The organism is Brenneria salicis ATCC 15712 = DSM 30166 (assembly GCF_003315515.1).
GTDB classification, from domain to species: domain Bacteria; phylum Pseudomonadota; class Gammaproteobacteria; order Enterobacterales; family Enterobacteriaceae; genus Brenneria; species Brenneria salicis.
This window is the reverse complement of record NZ_QNRY01000033.1, coordinates 1-20,336: the sequence shown is the minus strand read 5'-3', so window position 1 is coordinate 20,336 and position 20,336 is coordinate 1. Positions and strand designations below refer to the sequence as shown.

General features: G+C 51.3%; 13 protein-coding genes. 11 read left to right on the top strand and 2 right to left on the bottom strand.

Going from position 1 to position 20,336, the window contains the following annotated elements; all coding sequences use genetic code 11:
- Window positions 1-20 precede the first annotated feature (20 nt).
- Window positions 21-1,160, top strand: coding sequence for a tRNA epoxyqueuosine(34) reductase QueG (gene queG / locus DES54_RS13385; RefSeq protein WP_113868190.1), 1,140 nt, complete (start codon window positions 21-23; stop codon window positions 1,158-1,160).
- A gap of 505 nt (window positions 1,161-1,665) precedes the next feature.
- Here the strand turns inward: queG and ahpF are convergent.
- Together ahpF and ahpC are read right to left on the bottom strand one after the other, a co-directional pair.
- Window positions 1,666-3,234 (bottom strand): alkyl hydroperoxide reductase subunit F, encoded by a 1,569-nt coding sequence (gene ahpF / locus DES54_RS13380; RefSeq protein WP_113868188.1) that lies wholly within the window; start codon window positions 3,232-3,234, stop codon window positions 1,666-1,668.
- A gap of 69 nt (window positions 3,235-3,303) precedes the next feature.
- Complete coding sequence (ahpC, locus tag DES54_RS13375) at window positions 3,304-3,867, bottom strand: alkyl hydroperoxide reductase subunit C (RefSeq protein WP_113868186.1); 564 nt, start codon at window positions 3,865-3,867, stop codon at window positions 3,304-3,306.
- 309 nt (window positions 3,868-4,176) lie between these two features.
- Here ahpC and DES54_RS13370 point away from each other — a divergent pair, with 309 nt between their 5' ends.
- From DES54_RS13370 to DES54_RS13320, 10 genes are all read left to right on the top strand, one after another.
- Entirely contained in the window at window positions 4,177-5,574 is a 1,398-nt protein-coding gene (locus tag DES54_RS13370; protein WP_113868184.1) for an APC family permease, read from the top strand.
- A 153-nt stretch (window positions 5,575-5,727) separates the two neighbouring features.
- A complete protein-coding gene (locus DES54_RS13365; RefSeq protein ID WP_147247302.1) occupies window positions 5,728-6,519 on the top strand; it encodes a response regulator transcription factor in 792 nt (263 codons plus the stop codon).
- A gap of 270 nt (window positions 6,520-6,789) precedes the next feature.
- Window positions 6,790-8,199 carry an aminotransferase gene (locus tag DES54_RS13360; RefSeq protein ID WP_113868180.1) on the top strand — a complete coding sequence of 470 codons (1,410 nt, stop codon included), beginning with the start codon at window positions 6,790-6,792 and terminating at the stop codon, window positions 8,197-8,199.
- A 677-nt stretch (window positions 8,200-8,876) separates the two neighbouring features.
- Window positions 8,877-9,977 (top strand): glycosyltransferase family protein, encoded by a 1,101-nt coding sequence (locus tag DES54_RS13350; RefSeq protein ID WP_205680223.1) that lies wholly within the window; start codon window positions 8,877-8,879, stop codon window positions 9,975-9,977.
- Between the two features lies 1 nt (window position 9,978).
- Window positions 9,979-11,214, top strand: a complete 1,236-nt coding sequence (locus tag DES54_RS13345) for a glycosyltransferase family 4 protein (protein ID WP_240635014.1) — start codon at window positions 9,979-9,981, stop codon at window positions 11,212-11,214.
- Window positions 11,215-11,238: 24 nt separating this feature from the next.
- Window positions 11,239-12,423: a glycosyltransferase family 4 protein gene (locus DES54_RS13340; protein WP_113868177.1), complete on the top strand. Its 1,185-nt coding sequence runs from the start codon at window positions 11,239-11,241 to the stop codon at window positions 12,421-12,423.
- Window positions 12,420-14,228, top strand: a complete 1,809-nt coding sequence (locus tag DES54_RS13335; RefSeq protein WP_113868174.1) for an ABC transporter ATP-binding protein — start codon at window positions 12,420-12,422, stop codon at window positions 14,226-14,228. Before DES54_RS13340 ends, DES54_RS13335 begins: the two co-directional genes overlap by 4 nt.
- A complete protein-coding gene (locus DES54_RS13330; RefSeq protein ID WP_169050408.1) occupies window positions 14,228-16,531 on the top strand; it encodes an aminoglycoside phosphotransferase family protein in 2,304 nt (767 codons plus the stop codon). Before DES54_RS13335 ends, DES54_RS13330 begins: the two co-directional genes overlap by 1 nt.
- 59 nt (window positions 16,532-16,590) lie before the next feature.
- A complete protein-coding gene (locus DES54_RS13325) occupies window positions 16,591-17,835 on the top strand; it encodes an alginate export family protein (protein ID WP_169050407.1) in 1,245 nt (414 codons plus the stop codon).
- A gap of 643 nt (window positions 17,836-18,478) precedes the next feature.
- Window positions 18,479-20,173, top strand: coding sequence for a thiamine pyrophosphate-binding protein (locus DES54_RS13320; RefSeq protein ID WP_113868167.1), 1,695 nt, complete (start codon window positions 18,479-18,481; stop codon window positions 20,171-20,173).
- Window positions 20,174-20,336 lie beyond the last annotated feature (163 nt).

The following is a 20,336-nucleotide window of genomic DNA, read 5'->3' as shown; positions in this document are numbered from 1 at the left end:
TATTCTTCTTATGGTCAGTCATGTCATACCCCTACGATCTCAGTGAATTAGCGCAACTTATCAAACAATGGGGCCAGGCGCTGGGATTCCAGCAGGTTGGTATCTGCGACACGGATTTATCTCATGAAGAACCGAAATTGCAGGACTGGCTGGATAAACAATACCACGGCGAAATGGCATGGATGGCGCGCCACGGCATGCTGCGTGCACGTCCGCACGAACTGCTGCCAGGCACGCTGCGGGTTATCAGCGTACGCATGAACTACCTCCCCGCCAAAGCAGCATTCGCCAGTACGTTGAAAAATCCCCGGTTAGGCTATGTCAGCCGTTATGCCCTTGGCCGTGATTATCATAAATTGCTGCGCCAGCGTCTGAAGAAACTTGGCGAACAGATCCAGCGCTACTGCGGGGAACTGAATTTTCGTCCATTCGTCGATTCCGCGCCCATTATGGAACGTCCGCTGGCGGCCAAAGCCGGTATTGGTTGGGTTGGTAAACACTCACTTATATTAAACCGGGAATCGGGTTCCTGGTTTTTTCTCGGTGAATTGCTTATCGATTTGCCCTTGCCTGTTGATCAACCACAGGAAGAACAGTGCGGACGTTGTGTCGCCTGCATAACGACTTGTCCCACCGGCGCCATTGTCGCGCCTTATACCGTGGATGCGCGGCGCTGTATTTCTTATCTGACGATTGAACTCGAAGGCCCGATCCCGGAAGCATTCCGTCCATTGATGGGAAACCGCATTTATGGATGTGATGATTGCCAGTTGATTTGCCCCTGGAACCGTTTTTCACAACTAACCGATGAAGCGGATTTCAGCCCACGCGCGGCGTTACACGCACCGGAACTGGCGGCATTGTTTGCCTGGAGCGAAGAAAAATTTTTACGCATAACGGAAGGATCGGCGATACGCCGTATCGGTCATGTTCGTTGGTTACGCAACATTGCCGTGGCGCTCGGCAACGCGCCTTATGAGGATCATATCGTACTGGCCTTGCAGCGCCGTCTGGGGGAAAGCGATCTGCTGGATGAACATATCCACTGGGCGATCAAGCAGCAGTTGGCTCGTCGCGCCGAACAGGAAATTGAGGTTCAATCCGCACGCAAAAACAGACTGATTCGCGCTGTGGAGAAAGGCTTGCCTCGTGACGCCTGAGTCCTACGCGTTAATGTCATCAATTTTTATCCCTGCCTGTGCATAAATATAAAAAGTCTTTGACAATCAACTGTAACAAAAAGTGCAAGTGATCATGATAACGTTTTATAAGTAAAATTAATGCATAAATATCAATAGCATAGAGAATGCAGTTTTGTCAGCAAGATGAGATGACGCACAAAACGTTCACAGGCTATCTGTGGATAAGTCTGTTCAAAAAATTATGATTTTTTACGTGGATTAATCGTAAGAAAGTAATAACCGGGCGGAAAAGCCAACCACGCAAACAATGACGGGCAGGAACCAGATGAGCACGTTGCAATCAACTGCAGCCATATGTAAAAGAGGCGGCATTATGGATTCGTTATCGCGCCTTGGCAAGCCTTGTTCCGCATTTTTTATGCTTTTTAGCCACCGGAAAAAACACAACCCATTGAGCATAGCTCAATGGGTTGAAAATATGATCAGATTTTTAGGGAAATCTATTCTGCTTGCGTGATCTGGATCACATTGCTGGCTGCGTTCGGATCAGATAGTCAAATGCGCTCAGGGACGCTTTCGCACCTTCACCCGTCGCGATAACGATCTGTTTGTACGGCACGGTGGTACAATCGCCGGCGGCGAATACGCCTTTCACGCTGGTTTCGCACTTGGCATCCACTTCAATTTCGCCAATCCGGTTGCGGGCTACCGTCCCTTCCAGCCAACTGGTGTTGGGCAACAGACCAATCTGAACGAAGATCCCTTCCAGCGCCAGTTCATGCTGCGTATCGCTGACGCGATCTTTATAGCTCAGACCAGTGACTTTCTGACCGTCGCCCTTCACTTCCGTAGTCTGCGCATTAAGAATGATGTCAACATTCGGCAGGCTGCGCACTTTATCCTGTAATACGGAATCCGCTTTCAATTCCGGCGCGAATTCCAGCAGGGTAACGTGTTTCACCACCCCAGCCAGGTCGATGGCCGCCTCAACACCGGAGTTACCGCCGCCGATCACCGCCACCGACTTGCCTTTAAACAGCGGGCCGTCACAGTGCGGGCAGTAAGTCACCCCGCGGGTACGGTACTGTTCTTCGCCGGGAACATTCATGTTCCTCCAGCGTGCGCCGGTGGCGATGATCACGCTGCGGGATTTCAGTACAGCACCGGAAACGGTTATCACCTGGTGTGGCGCACCCGGTTCGCTGCCTGGAATCAACGCTTCAGCGCTCTGCGCGTCAATCACGTCAACGTCATAATCATCGACATGGCTTTTCAACGCGGTAGCAAGTTTTGCCCCTTCCGTTTTCGGCACGGAAATGTAGTTTTCAATGTCCACGGTGTCCAGAACCTGACCACCGAAACGCTCGCCCACCAAACCGGTACGAATACCCTTACGCGCCGAATAAACCGCCGCCGCTGCCCCTGCCGGGCCGCTGCCGATGATCAACACATCGTAGACTTCGCGTTGATTCAGTTTTTCAACCTGTCTGGCGCCAGCGCCGGTATCGATTTTGGTCACGATTTCGTTAAGACTCATGCGGCCCTGGCTAAAGTGTTCGCCATTAAGGAACACGGTCGGCACGCCCATGACGTTACGACTTTGGATCTCATCCTGAAACACGCCGCCGTCAATGGCGGTATGCGTAATATTTGGATTCAGAACAGCCATTAAATTCAGCGCCTGCACCACGTCGGGACAGTTGTGGCAAGACAGCGAATAATAGGTTTCGAAATGGAACTGACCATCAAGATTGCGGATTTGATCGAGTAATTCTTGCGCTTCTTTTGACGGATGCCCACCAACCTGCAACAGCGCCAGGATCAGAGAGGTAAACTCGTGTCCCATCGGCGCGCCGGCAAAACGCGGCCCACTCTGCGATCCTGGATTAGTAATCAGAAAAGAGGGTTTGCGTACCGCCAGTTCATTATTTTCAGAGAAACTGACCTGCTCGGATAATCCGGCGATTTCAGTCAGTAATTCTCTTACGTCAGACGATTTCGCTGAGTCATCCAGAGTCGCAATTAACTCAACAGGTTTAGTTAATTTTTCCAGGTAGGCTTTCAACTGGACTTTCATTGTATTGTCGAGCATTGGTTATTCTCCGTGCAAAAAATCGGGTGCATGGCACCCGATAAAAAACATTTCTCAGCGGGGTCTGACTTAGATCTTACCGACCAGATCCAGAGACGGAGCCAGCGTCGCTTCGCCTTCTTTCCATTTGGCTGGGCAAACTTCACCCGGATGGGAAGCAACGTACTGTGCGGCTTTCACTTTACGCAGCAGGTCTGACGCATCGCGGCCAATGCCTTCAGCGGTGACTTCCACAGCCTGAATGATGCCCTGCGGGTCAACGATGAACGTACCACGGTCAGCCAGGCCTTCAGCTTCACGCAGGTTGTCAAAGTTGCGGGTCAGTTGGCCCGTCGGGTCGCCGATCATGGTGTATTTAATTTTGCCGATGGTTTCAGAACTGCTGTGCCAGGCTTTGTGTGTGAAATGGGTGTCGGTGGAAACAGAGTAGATTTCCACGCCACGCTGCTGGAACTCATCGTAGTAATCGGCAACATCGCCCAGTTCAGTCGGGCAGACGAAAGTAAAGTCGGCGGGATAGAAGAAAAACACGCTCCATTTGCCTTCGATATCTTTTTCAGTCACTTCGATGAATTGGCCATCTTTAAAGGCCATGTTTTTAAATGGTTTAACCTGAGTATTAATTACTGACATCACTTTTTCCTCATGTGTGTTGGCATGGGAGTAAAGTACAGAAACGTGACAGACATCACCAATCCGTTGTCATTATCGAATCAATAAGTAATACCTTTCTTGACGACAGGCGCGACTTATCAATAACCACTTATCAATAACTACCTATTTCGATAACTATCTATTTCGATAACTACCTATCAATAAACAATCCCCTCTCGCTACCCCTATCGGTATATGTCCAAATGTGACTTAGCGCATATAAAGTGACCTCTTCGCCAGCGCGCATCCACCCTGGAACACTACGCTACTTTCACGAGGAGTAACGCTATGAGCAAGAATTATCAGAATGACGCATCCATCAACACGCCGCCTGCGCAAGGCGCAGTGCGGCACACACAGGATACCCGTCTGCACCGGGTGCTCGGACTCCCCGCGTTGATCTTTTTCGGGTTGGTGTACATGGTGCCGCTGACCATGTTCACGACCTATGGCGTGGTCACCGAAATTACCGGCGGCCGCACGGCCAGCGCTTACCTGATGACACTGTTCGCCATGCTCTTTACCGACGTTTCGTATGGTTTCATGGTGCGGAAATATCCGGTGGCCGGATCGACCTACTCCTATACCAGCCTGACATTCGGCCCCAGCGCGGGTTTTCTGACCGGGTGGGCTCTGCTGTTGGATTATCTGTTCCTGCCAATGATCAACTATCTGCTTATCGGCCTTTTCCTGAACATCGCCTTCACGGTAGTGCCAGCCTGGGTTTTCGTGGTGGCGGCTATCGTGCTGGTCAGCGTGTTCAATACCATAGGCATCGGTTCGGTGGCGGGTCTGAGCAACATCATCGTCGGGGCGCAGATTGTCTTCGTTCTGGTATTCATCGCAATGTCGGTCAACTATCTTAGCGGCGTCCCGTCACTGAATGTGATGTCGCCGTTTCTGGGCGACGGCACCCAGCCAGGCTTCCCGCCGCTCATGGCTGGCGCGGCCATCCTGTGCCTGTCGTTTTTGGGTTTTGATGCAGTCTCGACGCTGGCGGAAGAGACGCCTAATCCCAAACGGGATATTCCGCGCGCCATTGTGATCACCACCATCGCCGCCGGACTGCTGTTCACCTTGCTCGCGGCTGTCAGCCAGTGGGTTTTCCCCGGCAGCGTATTCAAGGATGCCGAGGTCGCCGCCAACGAAGTCATGTACAAAGCCGGCGGCGCGTTGCTGGCAAATCTGTTCACCGCAGCCTATGTTGCCGGCGCCGCCGGTTCAGCGCTGGCCTCGCAAACCTCGGTTTCCCGCATCATCTATTGCATGGGCCGCGACGGTATCCTGCCTGAGCGCATATTCGGCCAACTGTCGCCGCGTTTCAAAACGCCCGTGACGGCTATTCTGGTAGTGTCGCTGATCTCCCTGTTAGCTACCGTCACCGACCTGACGACGCTGGCTTCCATGATCAGCTTTGGCGCACTGGTGGCGTTCTCGGCAACCAACATGGCGGTGATCCGCAGCTACCTGTATCAAGACGGTCGCCGCCGCCCGCGGGATTTACTCTGTTACGGTCTGCTGCCCGCCGTCGGTACGGGGCTGACGCTGTGGCTGTGGACCAGTCTGTCGGCCCATACCCTGATTATTGGTCTGTCCTGGTGCGGCGCCGCTTTTCTCTATTTGCTCTGGCTCACCCGCGGCTTTCGTCGTAAAGCGCCCACCGTGGCCTTCTCCGAGCATTTTTAATCCAGTAGCCAGCGCGACAGGCGTGTGTTTCACACACAGCAGGTCGCGCTTGCGGTTCGTGCCGCTTTCCCTAATATCCATCGGTGGTCGGAAATAGGTATGAAATTTGCTTGACTCCGGCATCAGAGGCAAATTATCGATGGGAGAGTGAGCTTGGAACTGGCAACTATTTTGATGCATCCCGATATCCTGCGCTGGCATGAAAATATTGCCGATCTCTTTGAAAATGCGGATGACGCCAGCCTGCCGCAGCGACTTTCCGGGATGCTTAACGGCGTCATTGATCACGAAACCTATATTATCAAGTTATACCGGGCGAATTGTGATTTCCCGCTTGTGCTGGCGCACAATATTCCCGCCAGCCAGCAGGCGGTTTATCTCGACAAATATTTTCCTTTTGCCTGTCTCGAAGATCCGCTGCTGGAAAAATTGCGCGATGGCGCGCAAATCGTCCAAATCAATCATCAGACCTGCTCTCTGGCCGGCTCAAGCTATTACAGGAAATATTACCGTCATCTCAATCTGAAGGATGAAATTGACGTGTTGTTTCCCATGCTAAACGGCGATGCCATCGTGCTATCGATGGATTGGCGCAAGCGGACGGCAACCAGCAAGGAACTGGCCGCGCTGGAAAATATATACAGCGTGGTAAAAAGCATCCTCACCCGGTATTACCGCTCACATTGTGACGGCACCGCGGTCATCAACTACGAACCCGACGATAACCATAAAAAAATCAACAGCATTCTGACGGGGAGAGAGCGTGAGATCGTCAATCTGATGATCTCCGGCAAAGGGACAAAAGCCTTGGCGCGTCATCTTGATATCAGCTATCAAACGGTGAAGGTGCACCGCAGGAATATCTATTCCAAACTCGGCATCAATTCGGAACTGCAACTGTGCAGTTTGTTCGTCACGCCACCGCCCGATAATCGAAAACCCTGAATGCGCATAACCCGCTTTATTGGCATGCGGGTTGCTGATAAGTGTTCGGCCAACCGGTTTCCGGCTGAACTTTGAAAATCAAAGTTATCGGGTTATGCCTTTAAATGGGGCAAAAATGCCTTGAAAGGGGGCGTTTTCACGTTATTTGTCGGCATTTTTCATCCCGTTATCACGCCGGACAAGCCATACCACCATAGAGGGACGCCCTCTCCCGCGCCTTTCGGTAGACTCGGTTCAGAGAGCTATCCGGCTAATTAAAGGAGAAATCCAATGTCGCTGTCGTCACCGAACTTACCCATCACCGAACCGAATAACTTACACATGCTGGACAAAGCGCATTTTATCCATCCGTTTACCGATTTCAGTCAGTTCAAAGAAAAAGGCAGCGATGTAATGACCAGAAGTGAAGGCACCTTTGTCGAGGACGATAAAGGCAATCGCTTTATCGACGGCATAGGTGGCTTATGGTGCGTCAATGTCGGTCATGGCCGCAGCGAAATCGGCGAGGCCATGAGCAAACAAGCCACAGAAATGGCGTACTACTCATCGTTCAATAATCTCACCAATATTCCGGCGACCCGGCTTGCAGCCAAACTCGCTGAACTGGCGCCCGGCGATCTCAATCATGTTTTTTATAGTTGCGGCGGTTCGACGGCCAATGACACCACTATCCGGCTGGTGCATTACTATTTCAATCAGCTTGGGCAACCGGCTAAAAAGAAAATCATTTCCCGCAAAAGCGCCTATCATGGCACGACGTATCTGTCCGCCAGTCTGACGGCAACCGAAGGGATTAATCTGGGATTCGATACCGTGGAAGACCTGGTGGTGTATATCAGCGAAGCGAATTGCTATCGTAAACCAGAGGGAATGAGCGATGCGCAATACTGCGACCACCTTGTTCAGGAATTTCAGACCACGATCGAGCGTCTTGGCGCGGAGAATATAGCGGCGTTTATTGCCGAACCGATCATGGGCGCCGGCGGCGTTCTGGTGGCTCCCGACGGCTACCACAAAAGAATGCTGGACGTTTGCCACGCGAACGGCATGCTTTATATCTCGGACGAGGTCGTCACCGCTTTTGGCCGTCTCGGACACTTCTTTGCATCGGAAGCCGTGTTCGGCGTCAAACCCGACATCATCAACATTGCCAAAGGCCTCACATCAGGCTACTCGCCTCTGGGGGCAACTCTGATTTCCGACAAGATCTATGCCGTCATAAGTCAGCCGCAAGCCAGAGGCGGGGTGTTGAGTATCGGTTATACCTATTCAGGGCATCCGGTCAGTTGCGCGGCGGCGCTTGCCAACATCGGGATTATCGAGCGCGAGAAGATTTGTGAGCATGTCCGTGAAATTGGCCCGTACCTGATTGAAGCGTTAACGCGGCGTCTTGCCCGCCATCCTATCGTCGGCGATATCCGCGGCAGCCACTTCATGGTCGGAATCGAGAGCGTCGCCAATCGCCAAACCAAAGCCCTGTTCCCCGCGGCGGCAAAAGCAGGTTATCGCATCGCCGATTCATGCCAGAAACGCGGTTTGATTATCCGTCCGATTGGTCATCTTATTGTTATTTCCCCGCCATTGATCTGGACGCAAAAGGTGATCGACGAAGTTGTCGGTATTCTGGATGAGGCATTCAGCGTCACGCTGGACTCCCTCAGGGCCGACGGCTTTATTTAAGTCAGGCACATACGGCGTAACCGCCTGTCTCAACGGGCCGATATGATCGGCTCTTTTTATTTCATCCTAATACATTGGAAAATAATATTATTTTTTGACCCCTACCAAAAATAGACTTCTAATTATAGCGACGCATCCAATAGCCCTTACCAAATATAAGTATTACTGTTGAATAAACATGGCGAACCAATCAGAAAATAGAAAATATTAATATCAATTAATTCTGAAAAAATAATTACAAAGCTATAATTAAATTTAATTACTAAATGGAATGAATTAGTAAAAACATGAACAGCGCCTCTGTTTTATGACAAATATGGATTTAAATTCTAACCGGTTATTTAATCTATTTAACAACCACTCATAGCGTGTGGAAAAGAGCGCTTATCGGATACATCCGATAGCTTTTAAGCACCAGAGAAGTATTAAAAAATAAATTCCCTGACACTGAATAAAATAAATGACGTAACCGTAAACGAAGCGCGGAAAAATATACCTGTCATTCAGCCCTTGATATGCCTGCGATTTGAAAACGAGGGTATTCAGGCTTTCAAGAATAATGACCTTCAACACCATATGGATTCTATATTATGCCTCAGAAAGCAAAACGACATCGTAATCCGAGGGTGGTTTTTTATTCGCATGACACAATGGGATTGGGTCACGTAAGAAGAAACATGTTACTGACTCAGGCAGTATTAACCCTATTGCCCGCTGCCGAGATCCTGTTAATTACCGGCGTACGTGAAGCCGCACAATTTCCGTTGCCAAAAGGAACGGATATCGTGACGCTGCCGACTTACCTGAAAACCCCTGACGGAAACTATCGGCCCAGGGCGTTGGGTAAAGATATCAAGCGTCTGGTCTGCCTGCGTTCCGACATAATTCATGCGGCCATGAGCGCATTCGAACCCGATATGGTGGTGGTGGATAATGTGCCGCGCGGCGCGATGTCGGAACTCGATACCATTTTGCCGGTGCTGGCGGCCAAAGGGACAGAAATGGTGCTTGGCCTGCGGGATATCATCGATCATCCCGATGCCGTGCAACGCCAATGGGCAAAGCTGGGAAATATGGACGCCATTCGCAACTATTTCACCCAGGTGTGGGTTTACGGCGATGCCGATTTTTACGATCTCACCCGGCAATATGGGTTTGATGCGGAACTGACGCGGAAAGTCACCTTTATGGGTTATCTGGATGCCGCCAAACGGCTTCAGGGAATAACCCCGACTTCCGCCGCCTGCCCGATCGACGCGCCCTACGCGTTGTGCATGCTGGGAGGGGGGCAAGACGGCTATGCGCTGGCGGAGGCATTCGTCCACGCCCGGTTACCCGCCGGACGCACCGGGATGCTGATTACCGGCTCCATGATGCCGCCCGAAGAACGAGAGCAACTGCGTCAATGGGTTAACCAACGCGATGACATGACAATGGCGGCATTTGTGCCGGAACCGCTGGAATTGATGCGCCGGGCGGAACGCATTGTATCAATGGGCGGATACAACACCGTCATGGAAATACTGGCGCTTGAGAAAACGGCGCTGATCATTCCTCGTGTCGCCCCCCGTCAGGAGCAGTGGATACGGGCAACCAAACTGGCTGAACGCAACCTGGTGACGTGTCTTGCGCCTGAAGCATTAAGCCCTGCGGTTATTCAGCGCTGGCTGGCCCAACCTCAGAACTACGCCAACCCGCGTGACATACTAAATTTTAAGGGATTAGAACAGGTGGCCATGCAGGTCGCCGACGTTTTCCGCACCAAAATGGAAGCTTAATATGATGGCCAGTAACATGCATTCAACCAATCAACCCCTCTATGTCGGCTACGTATTGAAACGTTACCCGCGATTTTCAGAAACGTTTGTCGTAAATGAGATCCTGGCGCATGAGCGCGCCGGGATGAAAGTAGATATTTTTGCTTTGGGCCCGGTGAGTGAACCCCACTTTCAGGACGGTATTGCCCGCGTAAAAGCCCCCGTCACACGTTATAAGGACAGACAGTACGATCCTGAAATCTTTTGGCAATTACTGCAAACCGCGCGCGAACAACTGCCTGAGTTTGACAAGCGGCTAATTGAGGTGCAATGGGGATCTCCTCATTCGTTCGCACAAGCGATCAAACTTGCGTTGGCGGTGCGCGCCCGCGGCATCCAACACCTGCATGCGCATTTCGGCACGCTCGCCACCACGGTTGCGCGTTTAGCCGCGATATTCAGCGGCGTGACATATTCATTCACCGCCCATGCCAAAGATATTTACTACCACTATGACGAGGCAACCGACCTGGACATCAAGCTGCGCGATGCGGCTTGCGCCATTACCGTATCGGATTATAACGTCGCTTATTTACGCGAAAAATATGGCGCCAGCGCCGATCGGCTGGTGCGTTTGTACAACGGCGTGGATCTGCAACAATTCCCGTATTCGCCTCCCGTAGCGAACACCAGGAGAATTTTGGCGGTAGGCCGATTAGTCAGGAAAAAAGGGTTCGACGTGCTGATTAAAGCGTTGGCGTTGTTGAAACAACGCGGCCTGGACTTTCACTGTACCCTGATAGGCAACGGCGACTTGCTTGCCCCGCTGCAACAGCAGATCGACACCTTAAAGCTGCATGATCATATGACGCTGGCCGGCGCGAAACCTCAGCCGGAAGTCATTGCCGAGATGCAGCAGGCCGCGATGTTGGTCGTTCCAAGCGTGATCAGCGATGATGGCGACCGCGATGGTCTGCCTACCGTTTTACTGGAAGCGATGGCGCTGGGTACGCCGGTGATTTCAACCACCGTTGCCGGTATTCCTGAAGTGGTGATAAACCAAAAAACCGGATTGTGTATTCCGCCTCATGATCCACAGGCATTAGCGGATGCGATCGCCAGTCTGCTCGCAAATGACGAGCAGCGCATCAGTTTGTCGCATAACGCACGGGCGCTGATCAGCGCTGAATACGATATCAACCGCAATGCCAGCCAGCTACGTGACATTTTCCATGCCAGCGTAAAACACGCTCACTGATAGCGACTCAAAAGGAATCGCCATATGCGAATCGCGTATATCTGTACTGATCCGGGCATCCCTGTTTTTGGTTGTAAAGGCGCCTCCATACACATCCAGGAAGTACTACGCAGTCTGCTGAAAGCAGGCGCGGAAATTACCCTGTTCGCACAACGCATCGGCGGGGAGCCGCCGGCGGATCTGGCGGCGATCCCTCTTCACGGCTTGCCCGCGTTGCCCGATGACACCGCCCAGCTACGCGCTCAGGCGGCGCTGGCGGCGAACGACGCGCTGCTTCAGGCTTTGGCGAGTTATCCACCTTTCGATGCGGTGTATGAACGTTACGCACTGTGGAGCGACGCGGGGATGGCTTATGCCAGACAGACGGGATGCAAAGGAATACTGGAAGTCAACGCGCCGTTGATTGACGAGCAAAAACGCTACCGGACATTACCGCTGGAGGCGCAGGCGTTGCGCATTCTACACTCGGTATTAACCAACGCTGATCGCATCGTGGCGGTTTCGCCCGGCATAAAAACCTATTTAATGCAATTTCCGTCAACCCAGCAGAAAGTTCATGTCATCGCCAATGGCGTTGATCCCCAGCGCTTCGGCCAGGCGATGAACATCCGGCGGGAGCGCCAGACACATCACTCACAACGTGACACCGTGATCGGTTTTTTAGGGACGTTAAAACCCTGGCATGGCGTCGATACGCTGATTGACGCGTTTGCACTGTTACATCATCGGGGAAATCCGGTGCGCCTGTTGATCGTCGGCGACGGCCTGGAATATGGGTCTCTGTCCGACAGGGTTGAACGGCTGGGGCTGTCTGTCAGGGTTCATTTCACCGGCGCATTGCCCCATGCGGATATTCCGGCCCGGTTAGCGGAAATGGATATCGCCGTCGCCCCCTACCCCGCGCTGCCTGATTTCTATTTCTCTCCGCTCAAAATTTATGAATATATGGCGGCGGGATTACCGGTCATCACCACGCAGGTCGGGCATCTGGAGCAGATTGTGATTGCCGGGGAAACCGGTCTGTTGGTTGCGCCGGATAATCCTCGCGCGCTATGCCAGGCGCTGGAAACCCTGGTCGCCGACTACGGCTGGCGTTGTCAGCTAGGTGCCAATGGGCGGCAATCCATCATACAGAATCAGAGTTGGGATGCGGTTGTACAACAAATTTTACGCCTTGCCGATCTGGTCTTACCGGAGAGACAAACATGAAACAGCGCGCCTGGCGCGCCGTCTCGCGTCAATTCTGGCCCTATATCCGGGTTCATTATCCGCTCATCAGCGGCGCATTAGCGGCCATGCTGTTGTCAACCGGTATGCGTTTGCTGGAGCCGTGGCCATTGGCGTTCGTCATCGATCATATTTTATCCACCGACAAAAGCCGTTCTCGCTGGTTCGATTCCTGGGATACATCAACGCTGTTACTGATGAGCGTTGTCAGTGTGATCCTGATTGCCGCCCTGCAAGCCGCCATGAGTTATCTCAGCACAACCGGGTTGGCGCTGGCGGGAAGCCGCGTACTTAGCGCGGTACGCAGTGACCTTTTCGCACATTTACAGCGTCTATCGCTGACCTTTCATCACAAGGTGAAAACGGGCGATCTCGCCATGCGTTTAACCAGTGATATCAGTATGCTGCGTGAAACCACCATTACCGCGCTGATGCCCATGCTGGTGAATATCCTGATCCTGAGCGGAATGCTGGGCATCATGCTGTACCTCAACTGGCAACTGACGCTGTGCGCGATGTTGCCGATGCCGTGGCTCATCTGGCATACCCGGCGCACCGGCCAGAAAATCCATGACACCAGCCGCAGACAACGTCAGTGCGAGGGTATTCTTGCGGCCAAGGTCACCGAATTCATGGGCGCTATCGGCACCGTACAGGCGCTCTCTCTGGAAGCGGAAACGATCCGACGCCTCCAACGCGACGACGCCAGCAGCCTGCAACAAAACGTGCGTTCCAAACGTTTAACCGCCGGTCTGGAACGCAGCGTGGATCTGATTATCGCGTTCGCCGCCGCACTGGTGTTGTGGCAAGGCGCGCTGGCGGTACTGAACGCCAAAATGTCGGTCGGTGAACTGGTGATTTTCCTCTCTTATTTAAAGAATTCATTCCGGCCGATACGGGAATACGCAAAATATACGGGCCGCTTATCCAAAGCGCTGGCCGCCGGGGAACGTATTGTCGACCTTTTTCAACAGCAACCCGATATCAGCAATCGTCCCGACGCGATTGCGCTGAAAAACATGATCGATGAGATTCGTTTTGAACAGGTGGGATTTCACTACGGACAAGGCGAACAGCAGTACCAGGTACTGGATCATATTACTTTCTCATTACTGGCGGGCGAATCCGTCGCCATTACCGGCGTCTCCGGGGTAGGGAAATCGACCATTGCGCGTCTGCTATTACGGCTGTATGACCCTCATGACGGGCGCATCATGATTAATGGACGAAATATTCGGGATTACACGCTGGAGAGCCTGCGCCGGCAGATTGGTTTTGTACCGCAGGACAGCCTGCTGTTCGGCATCTCTATTCGTGAAAATATTGCGCTGGCCGCGTCAGGCGAAGTGACTGAGGCGCAAATTATCGCCGCGGCGAAACTGGCGAACGTCCATGAGTTTATTACCGCGCTGCCCCAGGGTTACGACACCATTTTAAGCGAACGCGGCCAATCATTATCGGGGGGGCAGCAGAAACGTCTTTCCATTGCCCGCGCAGCGATCCGCAATAGCCCAATTCTGGTTCTGGACGAACCCAGCACCGGGTTGGACAGTGAGAATGAACAGGCGGTGATTGAAGCGCTGGTGCGACTGATGCGGGATCGCATCAGCCTGTTGATCACCCATAACCTCGCGTTCGCGGCATTGACGGACAAAATCATCTTTGTTGAGGACGGCTGCGTTCTTGAACAAGGCAGCCATGACGCATTACTCGCCCGCCGCGGACGCTATGCGGAATTATGGCATCTGCAAGGCATGGGCCGCACATCATCATTAAGGATGGCGTAATGTTACTGGATGCCGACATCACGATAACGCAGAGCGATACGGCGCTTCCCGGTCTGAGATTGCTGTTGGACACGGAAACGCTGTTGGGAACGCTACGCCGTCTGCCACGTTTTGCCGACACGCGCGCCCTGAGCGTTACCTATTTACGTTACAAACCGCGAACCAGTTGCGTGGCCGGGCTGGAGCTTGTCTCCGCCGCGGGAGAGTGTTGTCATTATTATGCCAATGCGCTGACAACGGAACGTTTTATGCAAACCTGGCGGCGGCGGCGCTATCAAAAGCTGGTGAAGACGGAAGATCCCTTTGCGCCCACCGCGCTCGCCGCGTTCGCTCTGATACTGTTTCACCCGCTGAATGATCCCGTAATCAGCCACCTCAGGCCACTTTATCAATCATCGGCAACCAATATGTTGTCCGGCCTGTTACCGCCCGCGCAAACATCCGCGATCACCTGGCGGCTTTTACGCTACAAACCTGAGCGACGTTTTATCGCGGCGCTGGACACGCCGGAAGGACACTATGCGGTATTACGCTGCTGTCACCCCAGCGCTTTTGACGGCATGCTGGCTGGCGCAACGCTGAGCGCATCAATGGGGCATACCCGCATACTGGGCCATGATGCCGGAAAACGATTGCTGCTTACCCAGTGGCAGGCGGGCGACATCCTCTGCCCGGAGCAGCACCCGCAATGGCAGCCGAACGCACTTGGCCCAACGGGAGAGGCGCTGGCGAAAATACATCAATCCGCATTAACGCCGCAGGCCCGGCGCACGATAACGGATGAAATACAGGCCTTGCAGAATGTCCTGAACACCTTGTCATTTATTTCTCCGGCGCAGGCAACACCTTTTCGTCAGTTAGCACAACGGATCGCTCAGGCATTGCCGCAATGTGAATCCACGACGACATTGATTCATGGCGATTTTTCGCTCGATCAGGTCGTTCACGCCGCAGATCGGAGCCTGTGCTTTTTAGACTGGGATCATGCCGCCTGCGGTTCGCCGCTGCTCGATCTCGCCACTTTACAGGCCCGTCTTGAGTTACAGGTGATTGAGCAAACGGTGACACAAGCTCAGGCGGATAAAGCCGTTTCTTGCTTTTTATCGGGCTACGCCGCGCAAGCAACGCCTGAAATTCAACAATCCTTAGCGCATTTAACCTGGTATGTCGCAGCCAGGCTGCTCTGTCTGGCGACCGAACCATTTCGCAAACGCTCACCCCGCTGGCCTGAACAGATTGCAGCCCTGTTAAGCCGTGCGGCACATTATATCGCACAGGCGCAAACATCGGCTATTCGTCGCCCCGCCGACCGGCTGCTGACGTTAACGGATCCCAGCTATGTCGCGAATCCTATGCGGCAGGCCCTGTCGCTGCCTGAAGACGCGCAATGGCTGAACGCGGAGGTTATCCGGCACAAACCCGGCCGGCGGGCGCTAATTGCCTATCAGTGGGCGTTGCCGGGGCAAACCGCGCCGATGACGGTCTTGGGGAAATATCGGGCGAAAGGCGCGGATCACGCCTCTTTTGCAAAACAGCGCGCCTTATGGCAGAGCGGGTTTGACACATCATCATCGGTGTCCGTGCCGGAGCCGTTGGCGATCATGGCAGCGGAACACTTATGGCTACAGCGTAAAGTCAGCGCGCAGCTACTCACCGAACTGCTGCGCCCGGCCAGCCATGATTTACCGGTATTGGGAGAGAAAGTAGGCGCGTCGTTGGCGGCATTACACCGAAGTCAGGCGTTGCGTGAATTATCATCGGATAAACAGTGGACCTTATCCGATGAGGCGACGGTACTGCGACAATGCCTGACCCAGGCGGCAATCTTGCGACCTCAATGGGCGGTGCGCATCAAGCAGGTGCTGGACGGGTGCGAGCGGCTGGCGACGTCCCTCGTCCCTTCGGCATCAACCGCAATCCATCGTGATTTTTATCCCGATCAGGTCATGATTTATGCGAAGCCGCCGCATAACGTGGTATTGCTCGATTTTGATCTATGCTGCATCGGCTGCCCTGCTATCGATGCGGGAAATTACCTGGCGCATATTCAGGAACTCGCATTGCGTCAATTCGGCGACATTCAGGTATTGAGCGTCCATGAAACGGCTTTTATTCAGGCTTTTCTGGCCCACTCGCCGACCGTCTCCGCGCCGGAAATTCAGGCGCTGACCACGCTATCTCTCGCCCGCCACATCTTTCTAAGCACTCAATTCAGCCAGCGAACACCGACCACGCAGGCATTGTTGCATATCTGCGAAGCGCGTCTTCGTACTTCATCAGGCCAATCATCGCATTATTTATGATACGTCATTGTCTTATTTTTCCTTTTTTATCACTGCTGCCACTGACCGCGCAGGCCGCTATGTCTGGCGCGGCCACCCAAGCAGAGCGGGAAGAACGGAAACAGTGGGTCACCATAAAACCTCGTCTGATCCTGGAAGGAAAACACCAACGCAACAAAAAATTAAGGCAAGGGGAGAAAAAGGATAATGCCACGGAACTGGAACCGGCTTTGCGACTACATTTACAAATGATGAAAGATGCGCCGCTTTCCGGCCTGGCGGAACTGGAATGGATAAAAAAAATTGAGCGCGAATCCCGCGAGGCGCAGCAGCAAACCACCAGCCTGAATCTGAATCAGGCTTATGTGAAGATCAGCGATGAGATCATACCGAATACCGAGTTACGTCTGGGCCGGTGGTTAATGCGCGATGAACGCGAATGGCTGTTTGACGAAAATCTCGATGGCGTTCATGCACGCTTCAGCAAAGGAAATATTGAAGTGGATGCCGTCGCCGGTCGCGTTAATCATTGGCAGAAAGATCTTTTTGACGGCAAAACAAAACAGGATCCGGTAAACACCGGCGGTATTCTGGCGCGCTATTATCTGGACGATAACTGGCGTCTTGGCCTTTATAGCGTGATACAACGCGACATCACCACCGATAACAATCGCCAAATCAATACCGGTATCCGCTCACATGCGTTCCCCAAACAAGGGTTACAGCATTGGTTTGAATTTGGCGTCATGCAGGGGCGAGAAGCCAGCCAACGTTTACGCGGCTATGCCGTTGATGCGGGCGGCACTTATATTTTTGATAGCACGCCGCTACGCCCGCGGATCACGCTCGGCTACGCCTGGGGCAGCGGCGATGGTAATCAGGCCGACAACATTGATAAAGGCTATCGCCAAACCGGATTGCATTCCAATGAAGCCCGTTCCGGGGGGATCATTAAATATAAAATCTATGGCAGCACCTTTAATCCTGAACTGACGAACATCCATATCCTGACGGGCGGCATTGGCATCAACCTCGCGCCGGAAGCGTCATTGGATTTGGTCTATCACGATTACCGGCAAGATCAACTGGCATCATTGGGCGAGGATTCCACAGAACTCAGCCCCCGATACGATCGCCTTTCCACCAAACATCTTGGCTCAGCGGTAGAGTTAATGTTTGGCTGTCGACCTGACGACAATATTGAAGTGGAGTCCATTTTCGGCTGGTTTATGCCCTCATCGCGCTTTCGGCAAAACGATAGCCAGCACAGCGAGGCAAGTGAGCCTGACGCTTATCTTTCGCTGAACATTGAAGTGGGGTTCTGACCACCGTTTTCTTTATGTACTACTTCGGCATGGTTGACGGGCTGTATTATATCCATAGCGTTATTTAGCTTGGGGAAGTTGGCAAGGTGGAATATTTTCGGTGGGCGGTTTTTTAGTTATAAACTCTTTCCTAACGACATGGTATACACAAGATATGAAGGTTATTTTAATATATGGGGAAATTTAAATATGAGCAACGCGATGCATGCAATGGAAATTCGCTTCAACATATATATTTACATAAAACAATTAATAACAAGGCTGCAAAAAAATAATATTATTGGCCATTAGAAACAATGCATTACCTTAAAATACTCCATCTGAGAACTGGCGAATTTGAAATTGAATTTCAAAAACAAAGTAAAATATCAGAAAGAATTATGACATAGAGCATCGATAATCGATGATTAAATTGATAACGAATATTATGATCACAAAAATAATAACTATAAGTTATTAACGAAATCTATTTTAATTAAATTAAAAAATCAATAAAAACATTAACTTTTACAAAAGAATCAATACTTTTAGATTTTTTAAAAAAAACACATTACAATATATATCTGAAATTAATATTTACATCCCGCAAATAACTAAAAAGTAATACAACTCTCTCTATTGAATTTTTAGCGAGGAAAATCATATGAGCAAAGAAGAACAACTGACGGTTATAAAAGCATTAGTCGATAGTTTAAAAAAAGCAGGTATTGAAGTTGCTTTTGGTGTCTCAGGAGGGTTTATTGTTCCTTTGTGGGAAGCACTATCAGAGTCACCACTCAAGGTTATCCATTGCAGACATGAAAGCGGAGCGGTTTTTTCAGCCTCAGAGTATAGTTTATATAAAAATATCCCGGCAATCGCTTTTTCCACCTCCGGGCCAGGTATTACCAATGCCTTGACGGGATTGCGGACGGCAAAGTTAGATGGTGGAAAAGTGATTTTCATTTCAGCAACCACCGTTGATGAACACAATGGTAAATGGGGATTACAACAAACTACCCGTCAAGATATCAAAGACCTTGCTGGCGATGGCATCAGCGGTTTTTTTGATAGTGTTATCTTTGTTGACAAACAAGAAAAGTTAATTGAAGCAATCGCCGCCATCAATAATGTCACTACTTCTTATGGTCATGTGCTGGGTATTTTTATACCAACCAATATTCAAAAAGAAATTTTAAAAGAAAATAATAGAATAAATATAGCACGCATTACACCTGCTTCGGCATCTTACGAAAAGAACAATAACGCTGAGAATCAACAACAGAAAATAGCGGATGCGCTGGCGGGAGGAGGTGCTATTCTCTGGAATGGATTTGGTTGTCTTCATGCCGCGGAGATATTAACCCGCCTTGCTGTTGAAACAAATACACCGGTAATGTCTACACCGAGGGGAAAAGGGATTTTCCCTGAAAATCATGCGCTTTATATCGGCAGCACTGGATTAGGCTCCGATGGCTCAAAAATCGGAAATATGCTCAGCAATCCATCATTGAAGACGATTATTATATTGGGTTCAAAACTGGGAGAATTAAGCTCTTCATATATTCAAAATCAGATGACCAATGTTGATGTTTATTATATTGGTCTGGGAAATGAGGATATCAAAAAAAACCTTCCCCCCAACGCCGTTATTATTGATGCGGAAATTTCTCATTTCCTGCAAGGCGTATATGATAAAGTAAAAAAAATCGCTATTCATCATAACACGCCAATTCTCCGCAATGGAAAGGAACCCGAAAAATACGATCCGATATCGTCTAAGGAGGGCGTCGTTCACCCGCAGCAGATAATGGCGATTATTCAAAAGATAGCAATTGAAGAACATGACTGTTTGATCGCCGCAGACGCAGGAAATACCTTTGTTTGGACCAACAGATATTTACACTTTCAAAAACCAAACCGCTACCGGGTTGGTACCGCGCTAGGCACTATGGCCCATTATGCTTGCGGGATCGTGGGCCTGAGCGCGTCAGGAAAAACAACTCTTGGTATCATAGGCGATGGTTCCATGCTGATGAATAATGAAATCAGCACTGCTGTTCGTTATCAGTTACCGGCTATTTGGCTGATAATGAACGATGGCGAATACAATATGTGTCGGCAAGGATTGAGACTGTTAGACCGCCCGCCGCTGGACTGCGTTATTCCCCAAGTTGATTTTTCGTTGTTTGCCACGGCGTTGGGCGCAGATGGCGTCAGGGTCACACAGGCGGACGAGTTGGAAACCTCATTACGTGCAGCCATCATGAAAGGCACTCCTGCTGTTATTGATGTTCTGATTGATAAAGATGCGCAGCCGCCGTTGCTTGATCGGATCAATACCATTAAATCACTCTAAATAGCTGTTCCAAATAGTAGATCACTTTGAGGGAACTCAGTCCGAGTTGAGCGATCTGATCAATCGCTAAAAATCACAAATCACCAACCGGACTGAGCGATGCCGATCATAGCACCAATACCCCGTACCGAACGACGTCGGATGCAGAAAACCATCCATAAAA

What these genes read in the sequence shown, in the direction of transcription:
- DES54_RS13340 (WP_113868177.1), top strand. Translation starts at nt 11,239, where the DNA reads ATGCGAATCGCGTATATCTGTACTGATCCGGGCATCCCTGTTTTTGGT.
- DES54_RS13335 (WP_113868174.1), top strand. Translation starts at nt 12,420, where the DNA reads ATGAAACAGCGCGCCTGGCGCGCCGTCTCGCGTCAATTCTGGCCCTAT.
- DES54_RS13370 (WP_113868184.1), top strand. Translation starts at nt 4,177, where the DNA reads ATGAGCAAGAATTATCAGAATGACGCATCCATCAACACGCCGCCTGCG.
- DES54_RS13345 (WP_240635014.1), top strand. Translation starts at nt 9,979, where the DNA reads ATGATGGCCAGTAACATGCATTCAACCAATCAACCCCTCTATGTCGGC.
- DES54_RS13320 (WP_113868167.1), top strand. Translation starts at nt 18,479, where the DNA reads ATGAGCAAAGAAGAACAACTGACGGTTATAAAAGCATTAGTCGATAGT.
- DES54_RS13360 (WP_113868180.1), top strand. Translation starts at nt 6,790, where the DNA reads ATGTCGCTGTCGTCACCGAACTTACCCATCACCGAACCGAATAACTTA.
- ahpC (WP_113868186.1), bottom strand. Translation starts at nt 3,867, where the DNA reads ATGTCAGTAATTAATACTCAGGTTAAACCATTTAAAAACATGGCCTTT.
- queG (WP_113868190.1), top strand. Translation starts at nt 21, where the DNA reads ATGTCATACCCCTACGATCTCAGTGAATTAGCGCAACTTATCAAACAA.
- DES54_RS13330 (WP_169050408.1), top strand. Translation starts at nt 14,228, where the DNA reads ATGTTACTGGATGCCGACATCACGATAACGCAGAGCGATACGGCGCTT.
- DES54_RS13325 (WP_169050407.1), top strand. Translation starts at nt 16,591, where the DNA reads ATGTCTGGCGCGGCCACCCAAGCAGAGCGGGAAGAACGGAAACAGTGG.
- ahpF (WP_113868188.1), bottom strand. Translation starts at nt 3,234, where the DNA reads ATGCTCGACAATACAATGAAAGTCCAGTTGAAAGCCTACCTGGAAAAA.
- DES54_RS13350 (WP_205680223.1), top strand. Translation starts at nt 8,877, where the DNA reads ATGTTACTGACTCAGGCAGTATTAACCCTATTGCCCGCTGCCGAGATC.